Source organism: Thalassotalea sp. SU-HH00458 (assembly GCF_040362795.1).
GTDB lineage: Bacteria > Pseudomonadota > Gammaproteobacteria > Enterobacterales > Alteromonadaceae > Thalassotalea_H > Thalassotalea_H castellviae.
Genome location: NZ_BAABWW010000007.1, coordinates 186718 through 206173, shown reverse-complemented (window position 1 = coordinate 206173; position 19456 = coordinate 186718). Strand labels below are relative to the sequence as shown.

Genomic DNA, 19456 nt, shown 5'->3' with positions numbered 1-19456 from the left:
AAAGGGTTATAAATGATCATGAAAAAATTCATTCAATTCACTCTCCTTATGACTTGTCTTACTTCTTTTGCTTTCGCTGACAATATGCGTAAGTTGGAAGTAGACACAAAAAACCAAACAAAACACACAACCAAGATTAATGGTAAAAAAATTAGCTACACCGCCACTACTGGCACCCAACCAGTATGGGATGATGAAGGTCATCCAACCGCCAGTTTATTTTATACATACTATCAACGAAGTGATGTAAAAGATGACAGTTCAAGGCCATTATTAATTTCGTTTAATGGTGGTCCAGGCTCTGCTTCGGTTTGGATGCACGTGGCTTATACCGGCCCTAGAATTTTGAATGTGGATGACGAAGGTTACCCATTACAGCCCTATGGTGTAAAAACAAACCCTTATTCTGTATTAGATGTCGCTGATATTGTCTTTGTAAACCCAGTGAATACTGGTTATTCACGTGTATTACCCGATAAAGACGGCAAAATGCCATCAAAAGAACAGCAAAAGAAAATGTTTTTCGGGGTAAATGCTGACATAAAATATTTAGCTGATTGGATCACCACCTTTGTTTCTCGTCATGATCGCTGGCGTTCACCTAAGTATTTAATTGGTGAAAGTTACGGGACCACGCGTGTTTCAGGTTTAGCGCTAGAATTGCAATCACGCCAATGGATGTATGTAAATGGTGTGATATTAGTTTCACCGACCGATATCGGTATTAAACGTGAAGGCCCAGTTAAAGCAGCAAATCGCTTACCTTATTTTGCCGCAGCAGCCTGGTACCATAAAGCGTTAAACAGCAACTTACAAAGTAAGCCTTTATTAGAGCTATTGCCGGAAGTTGAAGCTTTTACGATTAATCAATACCTACCGGCCCTTGCTAAAGGCGCATTTATTAGTGAGCTAGAAAAGCAAACGATTGCCGATCAAGTTGCGCAATATTCAGGTCTATCTAAGCAAGAAGTTTTACGTAGTAATTTAGACATCAGTAATGCCTATTTTTGGAAAGAATTATTACGCGATCGTGAACAAACAATTGGCCGTTTAGATTCGCGATATTTAGGTATCGACAAAAAAGCCGTCGGCGCTAGACCTGACTATAATGCAGAATTAACGTCTTGGTTACACAGCTTTACGCCAGCAATAAATTACTATTTACGTGAAGAGCTTAACTATAAAACAGATATCAAATACAACATGTTTGGTAATGTTCATCCATGGGATCGTTCTAAAAATAATACGGGTGAAAACCTTCGTTTAGCTATGGCGTCAAACCCTTATTTAAACGTTATGATCCAATCCGGTTATTTTGATGGCGCAACTAATTATTTTGATGCGAAATATACCATGTGGCAGCTAGATCCAAGTGGAAAAATGAAAGACCGCTTATCATTTAAAGGTTATGAAAGTGGTCACATGATGTATCTACGTCATGAAGATTTAAAAACGTCAAATAATGACATTCGTGCATTTATGAAAAATACTTTACCGGGCAAATCTAAAGCCGCTAAGTATTAAATACCCTGAGCTCATTGGTAAAGCCTTCCTATCAAGGCTTTACCTTTTTTATCAATAAGTTATATTTATAAAACCGTATAGACCTTCCCTGTAACTTAGTTATAAATTCTTTACAAGTGTTCAGTCTCTATCTAGTATTAATTTAAATACTAATTAATGAGATGGAAAAACATGGCAGAGTCATTAGAAACGAGCATTTTAATCGTCGATGACAGCACCATAAACACGCGTATCATTGCTAAAATGATCAGTGAATTGAACCATCAAGTGCTCGTTGCTAACAGTGGCCCAGAAGCCTTAAAGTTACTCACCACATTTAAACCAAGTTTGATTTTACTCGATATTAAAATGCCAAACATGGATGGTTTTGAATGCTGTAAACGTATTAAAAATTCAAGCAGCAGAGCAGACATACCGATTATTTTTATTTCAAGTTCAGACTGCCCACACGATCAAGCAACAGCGAAAAAATTGGGTGGCGCATGTTATTTAACAAAACCAGTTGATGCAAATAAGTTATTAAAAGAAATAGAATTTCATTTGCCTTGGGCATAAAACGGCGTGTAAAAAAGGGTTAATCCACTGGTGATTAACCCTGCAAACTATTTTCTAAGTTGTTCGAGACTTTAAACCGATAATCTCTAGCAATACTCGTTATTTAAATATCATAATTAACCACTTGATAACCTAGCGCTTCTAGCTGCGGTTTTAATGTTTTGGCATCTCCCACTACCACCATAAACATATCCGCAATATTTAAGTGTTTTTTCGCTAACCCGTTGATTTCTTCTTTTGTGATAGTCTCTACGATATTCGCGCGTTGTTTAACAAAATCGGCGGTTAAATCATGCTCTAAAATTTGCGCCAAAAAGCCTAATTTAGCGCGTGGCGTTTCATATTTTAAGGCATCTTTTTGATTAATAGCATTTCGCATAAAGCTTAACTCTTCATCGGTAATGCCGTTGTCATGATATGCCTGTATTTCTTTTACAAATTCCACGATAGATTTATCCGTAGCATCGGCACGCACTTCCGCTGAAGCCGTGTAGTTACCCGAAAATTTATCAGCACTAAAATAGGAACGAGCTCCGTAGGTATAGCCTTTATCTTCACGCAGGTTTAAATTTATTCGACTATTAAACGCGCCGCCTAAGGCAAAATTCATCAAGTAAGATTTATAATACTCTCCGGTAATGTCTTGCGTAATTGAGCGTTTACCGATGCGAATAGCTGATTGTGCCGCTGCATCCTTATTAACCAAATAAATAACGCCTGTTTGGGTATCAGGTTCAGCTAACACCAGTGATAGCTTTTCGCCTTTTCCTTGCCAAGCACTAAATACATCAAGCGATTTTGATAAGGCTTTTTCTTGCAAGTCTGATACAACAATAAGCTGGCTATCAAATGGTTTTACCTGCTGTTGGTAAAAGGCTTTTATATCATCCAGAGAAATGCTTTTAATGCTCTCTTCGCTACCTTGACTAGATATAGAGGCGATATTGTCAGCTTGTAACAATTGACGATAAGCTGTTGATGCTAAATAGCCTGCATCTTTTTTATTATTAATAATTCCTTGAATAGCATTACTTTTATTACGGGCAAATTCAGACTCGATAAACGCTGGCTTTAATAGTTTTTCATTTACTAAAAGCAAAGTGGCGTCTAAATTTTTAGTTAACGTACTCACGTTAACATTCAGGTATTGATTGCCAGCTGAAATACTTACTGAACTACCAAGTTTTTGTAAGGCATTACTCATTTCTTCGGCACTACGTTCCGTCGTCGACTCATTCAACGCACTTGCGAGCAATGAAACAACCCCGGCTTTTTCTTTATCCGAATAGTAATGACCAGCAGGTATTTTCAATAATAATGTAGTAGTAGGCGTTTCAATGCTTTGTGTACCTAAGACTTTAATGCCATTGGCCAGTGTTTTTTGCCACATTTTTGGTACTTCAACCGCTTTATTCGCCCCAGATGTTGGAATTACACTACGATCAAAGTTGTCTTTTGCTTTACGAATGACAAGCTCTTCAGAAGATGTCTTAGATAATACGCCTGCACTTCTTAATGGCGGGGTAAAATTATCTTCTGCTGCAATTAATTCCGTTTTACCTTTTGGAATAACGCTCATAATGACACCGTGTTGACCTTTGATGTATTGTTTAAACACTCGCATCACATCGGCTTTAGTGACACTTGCGTAACGCGCAATATCTTGAGCAATATAATTTGGATTACCTTTAAAGGTTTCGTTAGAAGCTAATGTACTGACTTTACCTGCTACACTCTGTAGGCCAAAGACATAGCTTGCTTCCATACTTGCTTTAACTTTCGTTAAATCATCATCTTCAACACCACGTTCTTCAAACTCTACTAGGGTATCTCGGATCACTTTTTCAATATCAGCAAGCGTCTTTCCCGATGCCGGATGAGGTAAAGCAAATAAATTAAAGGTACAGGCTAATTCTGCACAAGGGTGACTTACAGAAGCTTGAACAGCCAATTGATTTTTAACTAAATTCTTATAAAACAAAGAAGTTTTGCCTCCTCCTAAAATACTAGAAAGAACATCCAATGGCGCTTCATCTTCGTGACGAATAGACACGGTTGGATAAGACATATATATCAGAGGTAAGTGAACATTATCTTCCATCGAAATATAGCGATCTTCTGCTACTGTCACGGTCGGTTTTTCAGGCATTGCAACCTCAGGACCACGCGGAATCGTGCCGAAATACTTATTCACTAAGCTTAGCGCTTCTTGCTCATCAATATCGCCACCTATGGTTAACGTCGCATTGTTTGGGCCATACCATTTTAAGAAAAAGGCTTTTAAGTCATTTACGTTTACGCGATTAAGGTCTTCCATATAGCCTATCACTGGCCATGAATATGGATGACCAGCAGGGTAAAGTGCTTCAGAGACACGTTCATTCAATCGTCCGTATGGGCGATTATCAACCCGTTGACCTCGTTCATTCTTTACGGTTTCACGTTGTACTTCAAATTTCTCTTGTGTCACCGCATCAACTAAAAAACCCATTCTATCGGCTTCAAGCCATAGCATTTTTTCAAACTGATTTGCCGGTACGGTTTGGAAATAATTAGTTCTATCGCTGTTCGTCGTACCATTCATGGTACCGCCAGCTTCCGTGACTAATTTAAAATGTTGTTCATCTTCAACATTTTCGGAGCCTTGAAACATCATGTGTTCAAAAAAGTGAGCAAATCCCGACTTTCCTATTTCTTCTCGTCCTGAGCCAACGTGATAAGTCATGTCAACATGCACTAATGGATCGGAATTATCTTGATGCAAAATTACCGTCAAGCCATTGTCTAAGGTATATTTTTTATATGGAATAACCGTTTTACCTGACTGTGCTTTGACTTCTTCAATAAATTTAACACCTGACGGCAATAAATTTTCTTGGATAGGCGTGCTCGCTTGTTCACAAGCGCCTAAACAAGCAATGACTAAAGCAATGCTCCACTTTTTCAACAGACTTCTCCTTTTAATTTTTTATTCAATTTTATGTTATTTAGTATTAAAACCAATATCATTAATGTTCACTTCAACTATTTCACCATATTTAGTCAATTTATCTCGTATAGCATCTGCTTGGCCAATAACAACAAATTGTAGGTTTTCCTGTGGAAAATATTGCTGAATCAGTTGCTTGCTCTTTTCAGTAGTTAGCGAGTCAACTTGTTGTTCAAAGGTATTAATAAAGCTTTCATCAAACTGATAGCCATACATATTTACCAGTAACGAGGCAAGCTCACTAGAGGTTTCAAATTGCGGTGGAAATTGACCTTTTACGTACGCTTTTGCTGAGTTTAAAGTATCATTATCAATACCTTTTTCCCACAACCTAGCATAAGTTTGCAATGCTAAATCAATGGCATCAACCGTAGTATCAGTTTTAGTAAAAGTTGATATCGCAAAGCTACCGTCTTGACTGTATGAATTAAAACGACTTCTAGCGCCATAGGTTAAACCTGCATTCACCCGTAATTCATCGTTGAGCCATGAAGTAAATCGAGCGCCTAAAATAGTGTTTATCACTGAAATACCAACCCGATCCGAATTGCTTTGCGCAATCCCTTTGCCGCCTATTAAAAACGTCGATTGGCGAGCGTCAGGTTTATTTACCAACAATACTTTTGACTGCGATGCCTTTGCCACTTTGGCAATTTGGGTGGCTGTAATTTGTTGAGTATTTTTCCAACTTGCAAACAAAGACTTCAGTTGTTTTTTCATTTGCTGACGGTCAAAGTCACCCACAACAATCACGGCACTATTACTCGGCTGATACCATTGTTGATAATGTTGTTTTAACTGTTCCAATGTCAGTTTTTCAATAGATTGGCTATCGCCTTGTACGACAGAGCCATAGCCTTGTTCACCAAAAACAAGTTGGTTGAAATAGTGATTAATCACCGCACCAGGGCGTTCTTTACTTTGCTGTAAGTTTAAAATATGTCGTTGCTTTAATTTTTCAAACTCACTTTTATCGAAACGAGGAGCGGTGACCAGATCGCGTACTATAGGTAAGATTTTTTGTTGATCTTTGCTTGCAAGGGAAGCACCAAGAGTGACAAATTCTAAATTTGCACTACTAAAAATGTCAGCACCGACAAAATCGATCGTTTCATCTAGTTCACTTTTATTTAACGATTGTGTGCCCAAAGTAAGATTTCTGGCGGTAAAGTAATTTAAGCCCGCGCGTTTTCCATCTTCAATGGCTCCTACTTTTACCACAACACTAATATCAATTAATGGAACTTCTTTCTGCTCCATTAAATAAATCACTAAGCCATTGTTTAATTTTAATTTCTCATAGGTGGGTAAAGTATACTTTGCCAGACTAACTGCACTAAAAACCGTAATACTCAGCAAGAATAAATAATTAAAGATCCACATCATTGCTGTCCTCTTGTGAAGATAATACACCAACTGTTCTATTGGCTTTTTTCAAATATGTTTTAGCCACTCTTTGTACGTCTGCTAACGTGACTTTGCTATATTCTTGTGGAGCAGTGAATAGCTTTTTATAATCACCAAAATAAATTTCATAGCTACCAATGGTATTAGCTTTACCGTTAATGGTTGCCATTTGACGATAAAAATTCACCAGCTTAGTGTTTTTAACTTTTTGTAACTCTTGCTCGGAAATACCTGCTTTAATTATGCTATTTATTTCAGCAATAATACTTTTTTCTAATTGTTGTGCACTCACATCTTTTGCTGCTACGGCATAAATATAAAATAGGTTAGGGTCAATCGACTCAGGTTGATAACTAAAAACTGAACTGGCAACTTGCTGTTCATTCACCAATGCTTTTTGCAAACGAGCACTATCACCTGTTGTTAAAATATCATTTAAAATTTCGAGCGCGTAAAAGTCTTGATGTTGAGTTTCAGGGACATGATAAGCCATTAAGATATTGGGTGTTGTGACCGATTTTTTTTGTAAATAAACCCGTCTTTCACCTTTTTGCTCGGGCTCTACAGTATGGACTTTTCTAGGCGCTGGTTGAGCAGGAATAGGCTCAAAGTATTGTTTTGCTAATCGCTTTACTTGTTCAACCGTTACATCACCAGAAATAACAACTACGGCGTTGTTTGGTGCATAATAAGTTTTATGGTATTGCTTTAAATCTGCTAGGCTCCAATTATCGATGTCTGATTGATGACCAATAACAGACCAACTATAAGGGTGAGCGCGAAAAGCAGCATTTTTAACTTCAACAGAAATACTACGATAATTCGAATTTTCAAGGCCTGTACTACGTTCCGAAGTTACCACACCACGTTCACTTTCTACCATTTTTGCATCTATGGCTAAATTGGCGATGCGATCAGCTTCTAAATCAAAAATAGTTTCAATGGCAGACACAGGAAACCAATTCGTATATACCGTTAAGTTTTCTGTTGTGTAAGCATTATTGCTTCCACCGGCAGCCTCCATAGTACGATCAAATAATTTAGGACCATATTTTTTAGCGCCGTTAAACATCATATGTTCAAAAAAGTGTGACAAGCCTGTAATACCAGGGTATTCATTTCTCGAACCCACTTTCCAAAACAAATACATATTGGCATTAGGAATAGAATGATCTTCTAATACCATAATTTTCATTCCATTGTTTAAGGTAAATGTTTTGACATCCTCAGCTTGGGTTACTGCTTGTATTGGCTGACTAAAGCACAGCACAATCAAAGCAATAATCGTCAATAACGACTTCATATAATACTCCGTATTACGTTCTTGAAAGGTAGTTGATAAGTATGCATTTATTCTCATCATGTTTATAACAAAAATTTAACATAAATTAACAATCGGCGCTTACCTATTCTGCTGGAATGTTTAAAATACACGGTGAATGGTGATTTAATCAGTGAAGCTGATGTTTAACTTGGGATATTTTAGAAAGTTATCAAGCGAGGCGGCAAAGAGATTGCCGCGAAAATAACAAATCAATAGACGATAGAGAGTTTCAGCCGCTTAAGTCATTTCACGTGAAAAGCCTTAAAGTACAAAGAACAATCAGCACATTAAGTCAGTTATTTATTTTGATGAACCACGCTTTGCTATGTTTACTGAGTGTCTTCGTGTATCCAACGCGCAACTTGTTTGGCAAAGTAAGTAAGAATTCCGTCTGCACCAGCTCGTTTAAACGCTAATAATCCTTCCATGACACAAGGTTTTTCTGCCAACCAACCGTTTTGAATAGCAGCCATATGCATCGCATATTCACCACTGACTTGATAAGCATACGTAGGCACTTGAAAATTATCTTTTACCCGACGGACAATATCTAAATAGGGCATTCCAGGTTTCACCATAACCATATCAGCCCCTTCAGCAATATCTTGCGCTATTTCATGTAATGCTTCATTACTATTTGCAGGGTCCATTTGATATGAGTGCTTATTACCACCTTTAATATTTCCAGCAGAGCCAACCGCATCTCTAAATGGGCCATAATAATTAGAAGCGTACTTTGCTGAATACGCTAAGATGCGAGTATTCACAAAGCCGTGTGCCTCTAATGCTTTTCGAATAGCACCAACTCGACCGTCCATCATATCTGAAGGAGCCACAATATCAGCGCCTGCCTGAGCATGAGAAACGGCTTGCTTAACTAACACATCTTTAGTGATATCATTTAAAACATACCCTTCATCAACACCGTTTAATCCATTGTCGCTTGTGCCCAAAATCCCATCTTGACCATGTGTCGTAAACGGATCTAAAGCAACATCAGTAATGACGCCTAATGTAGGGAATTTTGCTTTTATTGCCCGCACGGTTCTTTGTGCTAAGCCATCAGGATTATAAGCTTCTTCCGCCATTAACGATTTTTTATCACTAGGAGTAACTGGAAAAATAGCGATAGCAGGGATGCCTAAATCGACCAGCTCTTGTGCTTCTTCAAGAAGTAGGTCAATACTTTTTCGTTCGACACCAGGCATTGATTGTATTGTTTCTCGCTGATTTTCTCCTTCAAGCACAAACACCGGATAAATCAGGTCATTTACCGTTAATTGATGCTCTGCCATTAGACGCCTTGAAAAATCATCACGACGCATTCTACGCATACGACGCGCCGGGAACTGACCAAACTCATTATTCATCATTTTCTCCTGATTGCGAGCGAGAGGTTGTCGCAACAATTTCTTTTACTTGCACTTGATTACGGCCATCAGCTTTCGCTTGATATAAAGCTTTGTCGGCACCGTCAAATATATCGATTGGGGCAATATTTTTTTGCTGTTGATAAGTACAAACACCACAGCTAATCGTTAAGTTTATCGACTGACTATCAAACTCAAATGGTGTCGAAAACACTAGTTCTCTTAATTCTTGCGCAAAAGCTACGGCGCCATCCGTGTTAGTTTCGGGTAAAATAAGACAAAACTCTTCCCCACCATATCGACAACCAATATCACTACTACGACGCAAAACTTGCTTAATTAATTGACCCAATTTTATCAGGCATTTATCTCCGACGGAATGTCCATAGTTGTCATTGATTGGTTTAAAATGGTCAATATCAACCACTACAAGACTCAGTGGGGTTAAATTACGTCGACTTCGCCTAAATTCAGCTAATATTTTTTGATCATAGAAACGACGGTTATATAAACCAGTTAATTCATCTAGCGTATTTTTTTCTTTGAGTTCTCGATTCACTTCTTCGAGCTCTTGTAAGGCAATATTTAACTCAAGAGTGTGCTCTTGAACACGAGACTCTAATAATTCTTGGTCTGCTTCTTGTTGCACTAACAGTTTTTGATAGGCAGCTTGATACTGTTCAGATTCGGCGACAGCTTCTGCCTTTGCGGCGGTCATTTCTGCTCTTGATAATGCTGCCTGCCGATTTAATACATACAAAAACATCAGTGCTAATAACCAATAACATGCACTGAAAATTTCACCATTAAACGCGTGCCAGCCAAATAAAATGATATTGCTTTTAACACTGATAAGATAAATAGCAGAAAGTGCAGTGAAGTAGGGCACTAGGTCATGCTTTTGTTTTACTAAGATATAATTTACCGTTAGCAAAATAAATAAGGTTAAAAATAAGGCGATATGAGTCAACAAATAAACGCGTGCTATTGGTGCAAATGTGGTTAATACGCACAGTAAAACCACTAAGATATTTAAATACTTTACCGGATAATTTTTTAAATTTAGCGTTAAAAAGAGCTGTAAAAACATAAATAAAAAAGGGATGGAAAACAATAATAACAGCGTCAATATCGTGAAATTGCCACTCATTTCAATGGAAGAAAAAAAGTGCACCTTCTGTATGGCAGAGAGAGAGAGAGATGTCAGTAAAAAATAGCCCGACAAATAACCATAGGTTTTAGATTTATTCACACAAAAAATACTAAATAACACGATGGCAAGTGTGAAAATTCCGCCCAAAGCGATACTATTAATAAAATATTGCGCTAAAGTATTCATTGTATTTGCCACGCAAAAGCGTGTTGAGCATTTTGATAAGTACTGTGCATAATTTCTGAAGCAGAGTATGGTGTTAACTCGGCTAATGCAGCGACCACATAAGGTAAATAACTGGGTTCATTTCGACTGCTTTTCGGCTTAGGACGAATACTTCGAGGCGTAAGATATGGCGCATCAGTTTCAATCAACAAACGTTCAAGTGGAATATATTTCACAATCTCTCTTAGTGTCTGACCTCGGCGTTCATCACATAGCCACCCTGTTATGCCAATATACATATCAGCATCTAAACATTGTTTTAGTTGTGATAAGTCTCCAGTAAAACAATGGGTCACCATTGCAGGAATTTTACCTATATATGGTTTTAGGATTTCAAACCATGGCTGAAAGGCGTCTCGTTGATGTAAAAAAAGCGGTAGGTTAATTTCACTTGCAAGCATCACTTGTTGCGCAAAAACATTTTGTTGGTTTTTTGGTGTTGAAAAGTTGCGGTTAAAGTCTAACCCGCATTCGCCTATTGCCTTAACATAATGAAGTTTAGCTAACTCACGCAATTGCTCAATAAAGTTATCTTCAACTTGATCGGCATCATGAGGATGAACGCCAGCGGTACAAGCTAAAAATGGTGAATATTCATGACAAAAAGACAAAGCTTTTTTACTTTCAGTAACATTTGTCCCAGTGACTAAAAGCCCGTTGATATTCACTAATTTAGCTCGTTCAATTACCGCGGACCTGTCTTTGTCAAAGCGTGCGCTAGTTAGGTTAACACCTATATCTATCAAAATAAGTTCACTATTTTCTGCGTTTAACTTTAATTCTTCTTTTTTGCTTCTCTGTTTTTAAATAAATAACCCCAAGCATCCCTTTAGATAATTTCACACGATCCCCAGGTAAAACCTTTAAGTAATTATCATCGGTCTGATACCACACTTGTCCATTTTCAAACGTGATAACGAGTTTATTGTGCAGCACTTTTTTTACAGACTTCACCGTAAAAAATACTTCGTCGATACTTTCTTTCGGTTTCTTTAAATGCTCTCCACCAAAGTCATCAACTTTGTTTGGTTTTTGTGGTTGTTTTACAACCATAGGTTTAGTTTGGCTAGGACGTGCTGCAACAAGATCAGACGAATGCTTTTTCGGTTCAGTTACTCTCACCGCAACTGGTGGCTTTGTTGTACGGCTACTTTTTAATGATTTAGCCAAATTGTCATAACAAACTAACCTTTTGAGGCTATCTTTAATACCAGAACATTTTTGTATATCTGTTATAGGATCAGCCTGCACATGACTGATAGCCAAGCAAACAATAAAAATAGTAACCAGTTTATTTAGATTCATTTTCGACTTCCTCCGAGTGCTCTTCATCTTCACTCTCTTTATAATAAATGGCTGAAATAAGCACACCAACTTCAAACAATAACAGCATAGGTACCGCTAATAATGTTTGCGAAATAATATCTGGTGGCGTCAACAACATACCAATAACAAAAGCTCCCACAACTACATATGGTCTTTTCAGTCGTAAACTTTGTGGTGTGGTAAAACCAGTCCAGCATAGTAAAATAATCACGATTGGGATTTCAAATGCCACGCCAAAAGCAAAAAATAACTTTAAGACAAAATCGAGGTAGCTACTAATATCCGTAGCAATATTCACCCCTTCCGGAGCAACTGAGGTAAAGAAAGCAAAAACGATTGGAAAAACCACATAATAAGCAAATGAAATTCCGCCATAAAACAGAAAACTGCTGCCAAACATCAAGGGACCAACTAATCTTTTTTCATTGCGATACAAACCCGGAGCAATAAATGACCAAACTTGATACAAGATATATGGCATAGCAATAAATATTGCTAAAACAATGGTTAATTTGAACGGTGCAAAGAACGACGAGGCAACATCCGTTGCAATCATTTGTCCACCTTCAGGCATAGTGGCAATAAGTGGCTTTGATACATACTCATATATATCATTGGCAAAATAAATCATCGAACAAAACACGATTAAAACAGCTAACACTGCTTTTAGTAATCGAGATCGCAACTCTAACAGATGATCAAATAATGTGTATTGCTTTGTGGATGAGCTCATTAATTTTCGTTTTCTTTATTGCTGCTAGACTCAGTTTTATTCTCATTAACCGTGTCTTTTTTATAAGGATGATTCACGGATTCTGCGGCTTCTTGTAACGTTTTTAAAGACTCAGCCACTTCAGGCGACAAATTTTGTAAATTCGCATCTTCCGCTTTTTTTAAATTTGCATGAAGTTCCTGAATACGTAGCTCTTCCGTTAATTCTGTTTTGACATTGTTACTAAAACTTTTTACGCCACTGATCCAACCGCGCACCGTACGAATTGCCACAGGCAATCGCTCTGGTCCTAAAACCACTAAACCAATAATAGAAATTAGCAACAATTCCCAAAAACCAATATCAAACATCAGTTATACTTTTTCTTTTTCTTTTTCTTTATCTTTAGCTTCCGCTTCAACTTTCGCTTCGCTATTAGAGCTATCCGCTAAGGCCTCATTCTTTTCTGACGTATTTTCGTCATCTGTTACTGACTTTTTAAAGCCTTTAACTGCTGTACCAAGGTCTGAGCCTAAGTTTCGTAATTTTTTAGTACCGAATAATAAAACCACAATGACGGCAATTATCACTAATTGCCAAATACTTATACCACCCATAAAAAAAACTCCTATAATTCAAGTGAATCCATTATAAAGTTAATTGAAAAAAAAGCACCATTTAGCCAAGTAAAATATGAGGTAAAACAAACTTTGCAACAAAAGTTACTTTTTAATTTTTCTAATTTCGGTATTTCATTGATAGTTGCTTGCTTTATGGTAAGCAATACTTACGCACAAGCGCACGAACAAGCGAGCACATCTGATACCAAGATTTCAAAACAACAAAAGGTGAAGAGTCACTCATTACAAACAACCACCAACAGTTCCCACAGCAATGAAGATTACCTTTGGATGGAAAGTTTACATCAATCCATTTCTAATTCTGTTTATCAATCAGCTGTTTGGTTTGATAAATTTTTTCTTGATGAGAACACAGAACAATCAACCCCTAGAACAAATGCCCGAATACGTTTCGGTTGGGAGCCTAAAGCTCGAGACTGGAGTGAAATAGACACACGATTTCGTATCAAAGTGAAATTGCCCCATTTTAAAGACAAGATCGATTTAATTTTATCGGATGATGACGAGCTTGATCAAAGTAACCTGCCATTAGACTCTCCTAAAACACATCAAGAAGGTAACGAAGAAAGTTTTGCTGCCGCAGTAAGATTTACCCATAAAAAAAATAAAAATCGTTTACTCGAGTCCCGGATCGGAGTTTCCGGTGGTGATATCTTTGTTAAAGCACGCCATAAACGACGTTACACTTGGGATAACACCCATAGTTTTAGGTTTGAACCGTCTTTATATTATTTTATTGATGATGGGTTAGGTGCCAAGCTTTTACTTGAATACGATTACCAACTTAATCCGCAATCGCAATTAAGGGTTAATTATAGCATTCGAGGCTCAGAAGCTTTTAGTGGTATCCGATGGAAACATAGTTTTTATAAATTAACTCAATTAGAACAAAATGCTGCAACTATCCTTGGGTTAAAAGTTGAAGGTGAACGTAATGGCGAAAATGGCTTTCTAATTGATAACTATACTTTAAGTTATCGTTATCGCTTTAACGCAATAAAAAGCTGGTTATATTTTGAAGTTGAACCTTTTTTGGAGTGGTCTGAACAAGAAAATTATACCACCACACCAGGATTAGCTTTAAGGGTTGAAGGCTTTTTTTATAAAGGATAACTAGGTTATTATCCCTCTATGCTCTCGCTTTCGGTAGGTCTTGATTGATTTCTGGCGATTTAGCTATCTTTTCTGGGCGACTGATATGATAACCTTGGCCAAATTCACAGCCCACTTTTTGCAGCTTATCTAACATATCTTGTGATTCTATCCCTTCTGCCACTAATCGATAGCCAAACTTACTACCTAATTCATGGAGCGCTTTCACTAAAGATATATTGTCATTATTGGAGTTTAATGAGCGAATAAAACTGCGATCTAACTTAATAAATTCAAAAGGATAACTATGTAAAAAGTTCAATGATGATAAACCGGCCCCATAATCATCTAAGGCTAGTTTCACACCAAACTCTTTTAATTTTCTTAATCCTTTTAGCGCTAGTTCTGCATGTTGGCTAAATGCTGACTCATTAAACTCTAAGATTAACCGTTCAGGTTCAACCGTATTGACTTTAATTAAGTCGATTAAGTGCGCAAGTTGATTTGCTTGTGTCAGATGTCTACCAGATAAATTAATGCCTATAAATGCATGTTGGTAGTCTTCACTCGTTTGCCAACTCTTAAGCTGTAAACAAACTTCTTCGATTACCCAAGTTTCAATATCAAGAATCATCCCTGTTTCTTCCGCCATAAACAGAAATTCACTCGGCGTTAATAAGCCTTTTGACGGATGTTGCCAACGTAATAAGGCTTCAAAGCCAATTGTGTTTGAAAATTCAAGATCAGAAATTTGTTGATAATGTAACTCAAATTGCTTTTCTTTTATCGCGATACGTAATTCTTGTTCAAGTGTCATACTGGCAATAAGTTGCTCACGCATGCTTTCATCAAAGAAAACATAACGACCACGTCCCAAACTTTTAGCTTGATACATAGCAGCGTCAGCATCACGCAAAATCTCATTAGAATCATTATATTGCTGACCACATAAGGCAATCCCTATGCTGGCATTTGAGTACAAGGTATGACCGTCTAATTCAAACGGTTTTTCAATAGCGCTAATGATTCGAGAGGCTACTTCTTCTACATCGTCTTGAGACTGCAATGAATCTAATAAAATAACAAATTCATCGCCACCTAATCTGGCTAATATGTCGTTATCCCTAACACAGTCGCTTAAGCGAGCGGCAATTTCAATTAAAAATTCGTCACCGGCATGATGCCCTAAAGTGTCATTGATTACTTTGAATCGATCTAAATCGATAAACAATACCGCAGAGCGATTTTTTGGATGACGTTTTAAATGACTTAACGCATAAGCTAATCGATCTGAGAACATGGCCCGATTGGGTAATTTTGTTAACGCATCATGATTCGCTTCAAAATATAATTGCTTTTCAGCTTTTTGTCGTTCTTCAATTTGCATACGTAAATTAAGGTTCGTTGCCTGTAACTCTTGTGTACGCTGATTGACTATTTTTTCTAATTGTTCATGACTTTGCTGCACCGCTTCCTGAGCTTTTTTCCTAATAATTGCCGACGCAATATGTTGGCTAACAAATCGAATTAATTCTAAATCACAATATTGATACGCATGCTCGTCTTGATAATGTTGAATGGCTAATACACCAATAATTTTACCATTTTCAATAAGTGGTGCGCCTAACCACGCCTTAGGTAATTGCTTAGTGGGGTAATTTAAAGAGAATTTTTGCTTAGTAACTTTGCCTTGCGCCGATAATATATAAACATTCTCATCAACAATTAATAACGGTAAGCCGGTTTTAATCGCCAACTCAGTTAATCCATTGGCAAATTTTCTTGGCTGGGGGCTGGAGACTTTTTCATCTTGATAATAAGGAAAAGATAACTCTGTATCATCATCAGAGATTAATGCAATATATAAGTTTTTTGCTGGTAAAAAGCTATTCACCTCACCATGCAATATTTCATAAAAACTATTGATATCTTTACTTGATGAGGAAAGCTCAGATATCGCCAATAAAGCTTTATGCATTTTAACGGCTTTTTGGCGTTCAGCAATTTCTTGTTGTAATTTTACATTGGTTGCAGTTAGTTTTTGTGTTCGTTGACGAATGTTTTTTTCAAGTAACTCTCGACTACGTACCCGATCAATCGCTGTGACTAAATGTTCGGCAATAAATTCTAATAATTGGCAATCTCGGTCATCAAAAAATAACTTTTTATCGTAACTCTGTAGTGCGATTACGCCAATCGTTTGATATCCACGCTTTAATGGTACACCTAACCAATCAACACAGGGTGAACCATGAAAGGCTATTTTTTCAGTACGTACCAGTGCCATTCTTTCTGCTGAACTGCAATGAAAAGATTCACTCTCTTCAAACACTAATCCGGTAAGTGTATGTTGCCAGTGGTTAATGTCAAAGTGCGCGAGTAACTGTTCTTCTTTCGAATTATGGCTATAAGCAAGGGAAAGTTGGCGAGATCTATTTAACAAAACAATATGAAAGCTATCAGTCACTAAAAGCATTTTAATCACTGATTCAAGAGCACGATAAAAAGATGCCATATCCGTCACTGTACTTGCCAGTTCAGACAATTGCAGTAATCCCGATTGCATCGTTTTAATTTGACGATATTTTTTTAGTAACGATTTTAGCTTAGGTAGTTGGCGCGCAGCTTGAATATCGTTTTTCGCCTTTACTTCCATTAAGGCTAACCCATTTAATTATTATTAGTATTTTTATTGAGCGATTAGTCTACCAAAATATGATTACTTTGCTAGTGTAAATTTGGTCTAATAATACGCTATTTTATTTTTTCTATAAAAAAGCCGACATATTTGTCGGCTTTTATCGATACATTTAATAGTTTAAGCGGCCATGCCAGCTTTTAACTTATTTAACGCATTTTTTTCTAATTGGCGTACACGTTCTGCAGATATTTCATATTTATCGGCTAACTCTTGCAATGTGCTTTTTTCGTCATTTAACCAACGTGTTTTCACGATATCTTGACTACGATCATCAAGGGTAATTAATGCGTTCATTAACCGTTTGTTCGCATGATCTTCCCAGTTTTGATCTTCTACTTCAGTCGCTAGATCAGATTGTTTATCTTCTAAATACTGAGCAGGAGAAAAATTACCCGACCCTATGGCACTATCATCATCGTCAGAAGACAATTCAAACGCTTGATCTTGGCTAGTCATACGAGATTCCATCTCTAACACATCTTTTTCGCTTACACCGAGTGTTTCTGCGACATTAGAGATTTCATCGTTACTAAACCAACCTAAACGCTTTTTATTTTTTCGTAAATTAAAAAATAATTTACGTTGCGCTTTGGTCGTTGCAACTTTAACAATACGCCAGTTTTTCAAAACAAATTCATGAATTTCAGCTTTAATCCAATGAACAGCAAATGAAACAAGTCGTACACCGACTTCAGGATTAAAGCGTTTAACGGCTTTCATCAAGCCGACATTACCTTCTTGAATTAAATCAGCTTGCGGTAAGCCATAACCTGCATAACCTTTAGCGACATGGATAACAAAGCGTAAATGCGACATAATTAATTCTTGCGCCGCTTGTAGATCATTTTCTGCATATAAACGAGTTGCAAGATCATGTTCACGCTCAGCTGTTAGCATAGGAATGCTATAAGCAGATTGCATATATGATTCAATACTGCCGCTTTGTGGAACCGTTAGCGCCATACTTTGAATATTATCACTCATTTATTTAAACCCTTTTCTTTGCCTAGCTCGCGATAATAACACGAAGCTTTTCTCTGATCGAGTATTTACTATAATCAACATAACGTACTAGACAGGACGATACAATAAATGCTTTCATAGATATGAAAATAATTTGTGTGTATTTGTTAAATAAAATAGATTTTTAAAGTAATTACAAGATGTTGACTACTAAATTACATATTTATTAAATTTTAATGTATTGAGGTGTTATTTTGTATTCTTACATAGCTAGACAGCCTATTTTAGATATTAACAAGAATGTTATCGCTTATGAGCTATTATTCCGTGATGGCAAAAGCAATAGTTTCCCAAATATTGATCCCAATTTAGCCACATCAAATATTCTTACTAATAGCCATTTAACCTTAGGGGTAGAACAAGTTACAGGTGACTTACCTGCCTATATTAATTTTCATGCCATTACCCTTATACGCCGCTTTCCAAACTTTCTCGATCCCAAAAAAGTTGTCATTGAAATTTTAGAAGACCTTGAAATTTCTAACAAACTTGTCGAAGCAGTAAAGCTACTTAAAGAAAAGGGTTACACCTTAGCATTAGATGACTTTGATTTTGATCCGAAATGGGATGTTTTATTTCCCTATATCGACATTATTAAAGTAGACGTTTTAGCTTTTTCTTTGTTAGAAATAAGCAAATTTATTCGTAAACTTCCTGATACTAACGTGACTTTACTTGCGGAAAAAGTTGAAACGTTAGAACAATATGAAAAACTAAAAATGTTAGGGTTTACTTTGTTTCAAGGGTATTTTTTTGCCAAACCAGAAATGCTAAAACAACGAAAAATTACTACCACGAAACAAAATATATTAGACCTTATCGGTCAAGCGAGCAAAGCTGAATTAGATAATGAAGTGATCGGGGATATTTTCAGCTTGGATCCAGGCTTAACCTATAAATTACTGCGTTTTATCAATAGCCCTACCTATGGCAATAATCAAGAAATCACCTCTTTAAGACACGCTCTTATTTATATCGGTGAACTTGAATTAAAGAAATTTATCACCTTGTTAGCTTTATCCGATTTAAATGCTGGGAAGTGTGATGAAATCATGCGCTTGTCATTAATTCGGGCAAAATTTTGTGAACTTATTTCGCAAACTAAGTTAGATGAGGAAAACCCACCCAAGGCTTTTCTCACCGGAATACTTTCTTTAATTGATGGCGTTTTAGACCATGATTTGGAATATGTATTAAATGCCTTGCCTATTCACCCAGAGATTAAGTCAGCATTACGCAATGAAGACAATTACTTAAATGATTATTTAACGTTAGCTAAACTGATTGAAAAAGGATGTTGGCAAGAATGTGAAGCACTAACAAACAAAATAGATTTAACAACAGACTATTGTTTTGAAACTTACCAAGAGTCGCTTGCGTGGGCAGATGGTATGTTATCTGATCAATAAACTAG

16 protein-coding genes are annotated in these 19456 nt (G+C 36.9%); 4 read left to right on the top strand and 12 right to left on the bottom strand.

Annotated features, from left to right (window positions below):
* Positions 1 to 12 precede the first annotated feature (12 nt).
* Together ABXH06_RS12540 and ABXH06_RS12535 are read left to right on the top strand one after the other, a co-directional pair.
* The gene (locus tag ABXH06_RS12540; RefSeq protein WP_353518450.1) at positions 13 to 1524 is read left to right on the top strand and encodes a S10 family peptidase; all 1512 of its coding nucleotides are present in this window, start codon (positions 13 to 15) and stop codon (positions 1522 to 1524) included.
* A gap of 171 nt (positions 1525 to 1695) precedes the next feature.
* Entirely contained in the window at positions 1696 to 2079 is a 384-nt protein-coding gene (locus ABXH06_RS12535) for a response regulator (RefSeq protein WP_353518449.1), read from the top strand.
* A 103-nt stretch (positions 2080 to 2182) separates the two neighbouring features.
* Here ABXH06_RS12535 and ABXH06_RS12530 read toward each other — a convergent pair whose 3' ends face one another.
* The 10 genes from ABXH06_RS12530 to tatA form a co-directional block, all read right to left on the bottom strand.
* A complete protein-coding gene (locus ABXH06_RS12530; RefSeq protein WP_353518448.1) occupies positions 2183 to 5026 on the bottom strand; it encodes a M16 family metallopeptidase in 2844 nt (947 codons plus the stop codon).
* Between the two features lie 36 nt (positions 5027 to 5062).
* Positions 5063 to 6454 carry a M16 family metallopeptidase gene (locus tag ABXH06_RS12525; protein WP_353518447.1) on the bottom strand — a complete coding sequence of 464 codons (1392 nt, stop codon included), beginning with the start codon at positions 6452 to 6454 and terminating at the stop codon, positions 5063 to 5065.
* Positions 6438 to 7778 (bottom strand): M16 family metallopeptidase, encoded by a 1341-nt coding sequence (locus ABXH06_RS12520; protein ID WP_353518446.1) that lies wholly within the window; start codon positions 7776 to 7778, stop codon positions 6438 to 6440. Before ABXH06_RS12520 ends, ABXH06_RS12525 begins: the two co-directional genes overlap by 17 nt.
* Before the next feature lie 350 nt (positions 7779 to 8128).
* Positions 8129 to 9169 (bottom strand): porphobilinogen synthase, encoded by a 1041-nt coding sequence (gene hemB / locus ABXH06_RS12515; RefSeq protein ID WP_353518503.1) that lies wholly within the window; start codon positions 9167 to 9169, stop codon positions 8129 to 8131.
* Positions 9162 to 10508: a GGDEF domain-containing protein gene (locus ABXH06_RS12510; RefSeq protein ID WP_353518445.1), complete on the bottom strand. Its 1347-nt coding sequence runs from the start codon at positions 10506 to 10508 to the stop codon at positions 9162 to 9164. Before ABXH06_RS12510 ends, hemB begins: the two co-directional genes overlap by 8 nt.
* Positions 10505 to 11293: a TatD family hydrolase gene (locus ABXH06_RS12505; protein WP_353518444.1), complete on the bottom strand. Its 789-nt coding sequence runs from the start codon at positions 11291 to 11293 to the stop codon at positions 10505 to 10507. Before ABXH06_RS12505 ends, ABXH06_RS12510 begins: the two co-directional genes overlap by 4 nt.
* Before the next feature lie 10 nt (positions 11294 to 11303).
* Positions 11304 to 11852 carry a hypothetical protein gene (locus ABXH06_RS12500; RefSeq protein ID WP_353518443.1) on the bottom strand — a complete coding sequence of 183 codons (549 nt, stop codon included), beginning with the start codon at positions 11850 to 11852 and terminating at the stop codon, positions 11304 to 11306.
* A complete protein-coding gene (gene tatC / locus ABXH06_RS12495) occupies positions 11839 to 12606 on the bottom strand; it encodes a twin-arginine translocase subunit TatC (protein WP_311582420.1) in 768 nt (255 codons plus the stop codon). Before tatC ends, ABXH06_RS12500 begins: the two co-directional genes overlap by 14 nt.
* Positions 12606 to 12956: a Sec-independent protein translocase protein TatB gene (gene tatB / locus ABXH06_RS12490; protein ID WP_353518442.1), complete on the bottom strand. Its 351-nt coding sequence runs from the start codon at positions 12954 to 12956 to the stop codon at positions 12606 to 12608. The genes tatC and tatB overlap by 1 nt, the downstream gene beginning before the upstream one ends.
* Before the next feature lie 3 nt (positions 12957 to 12959).
* The gene (gene tatA, locus ABXH06_RS12485; RefSeq protein ID WP_353518441.1) at positions 12960 to 13202 is read right to left on the bottom strand and encodes a Sec-independent protein translocase subunit TatA; all 243 of its coding nucleotides are present in this window, start codon (positions 13200 to 13202) and stop codon (positions 12960 to 12962) included.
* A gap of 93 nt (positions 13203 to 13295) precedes the next feature.
* Here tatA and ABXH06_RS12480 point away from each other — a divergent pair, with 93 nt between their 5' ends.
* Positions 13296 to 14339, top strand: a complete 1044-nt coding sequence (locus tag ABXH06_RS12480) for a hypothetical protein (RefSeq protein ID WP_353518440.1) — start codon at positions 13296 to 13298, stop codon at positions 14337 to 14339.
* A gap of 16 nt (positions 14340 to 14355) precedes the next feature.
* Here the strand turns inward: ABXH06_RS12480 and ABXH06_RS12475 are convergent, their stop codons facing one another.
* Complete coding sequence (locus ABXH06_RS12475; RefSeq protein WP_353518439.1) at positions 14356 to 16974, bottom strand: bifunctional diguanylate cyclase/phosphodiesterase; 2619 nt, start codon at positions 16972 to 16974, stop codon at positions 14356 to 14358.
* A gap of 162 nt (positions 16975 to 17136) precedes the next feature.
* A complete protein-coding gene (rpoH, locus tag ABXH06_RS12470; RefSeq protein ID WP_353518438.1) occupies positions 17137 to 18003 on the bottom strand; it encodes an RNA polymerase sigma factor RpoH in 867 nt (288 codons plus the stop codon).
* 233 nt (positions 18004 to 18236) lie between these two features.
* Here rpoH and ABXH06_RS12465 point away from each other — a divergent pair, with 233 nt between their 5' ends.
* On the top strand, positions 18237 to 19451 hold the full coding sequence (locus ABXH06_RS12465) for an EAL and HDOD domain-containing protein (protein WP_353518437.1): 1215 nt from the start codon (positions 18237 to 18239) through the stop codon (positions 19449 to 19451).
* Positions 19452 to 19456: the final 5 nt, after the last annotated feature.

Excerpts from the sequence above, each read along its gene's own strand:
- ABXH06_RS12520 (WP_353518446.1), bottom strand. The coding sequence starts at position 7,778 with ATGAAGTCGTTATTGACGATTATTGCTTTGATTGTGCTGTGCTTTAGT.
- ABXH06_RS12540 (WP_353518450.1), top strand. The coding sequence starts at position 13 with ATGATCATGAAAAAATTCATTCAATTCACTCTCCTTATGACTTGTCTT.
- ABXH06_RS12525 (WP_353518447.1), bottom strand. The coding sequence starts at position 6,454 with ATGATGTGGATCTTTAATTATTTATTCTTGCTGAGTATTACGGTTTTT.
- rpoH (WP_353518438.1), bottom strand. The coding sequence starts at position 18,003 with ATGAGTGATAATATTCAAAGTATGGCGCTAACGGTTCCACAAAGCGGC.
- tatC (WP_311582420.1), bottom strand. The coding sequence starts at position 12,606 with ATGAGCTCATCCACAAAGCAATACACATTATTTGATCATCTGTTAGAG.
- ABXH06_RS12475 (WP_353518439.1), bottom strand. The coding sequence starts at position 16,974 with ATGGAAGTAAAGGCGAAAAACGATATTCAAGCTGCGCGCCAACTACCT.
- ABXH06_RS12510 (WP_353518445.1), bottom strand. The coding sequence starts at position 10,508 with ATGAATACTTTAGCGCAATATTTTATTAATAGTATCGCTTTGGGCGGA.
- hemB (WP_353518503.1), bottom strand. The coding sequence starts at position 9,169 with ATGAATAATGAGTTTGGTCAGTTCCCGGCGCGTCGTATGCGTAGAATG.
- tatA (WP_353518441.1), bottom strand. The coding sequence starts at position 13,202 with ATGGGTGGTATAAGTATTTGGCAATTAGTGATAATTGCCGTCATTGTG.
- ABXH06_RS12535 (WP_353518449.1), top strand. The coding sequence starts at position 1,696 with ATGGCAGAGTCATTAGAAACGAGCATTTTAATCGTCGATGACAGCACC.
- ABXH06_RS12500 (WP_353518443.1), bottom strand. The coding sequence starts at position 11,852 with ATGAATCTAAATAAACTGGTTACTATTTTTATTGTTTGCTTGGCTATC.
- tatB (WP_353518442.1), bottom strand. The coding sequence starts at position 12,956 with ATGTTTGATATTGGTTTTTGGGAATTGTTGCTAATTTCTATTATTGGT.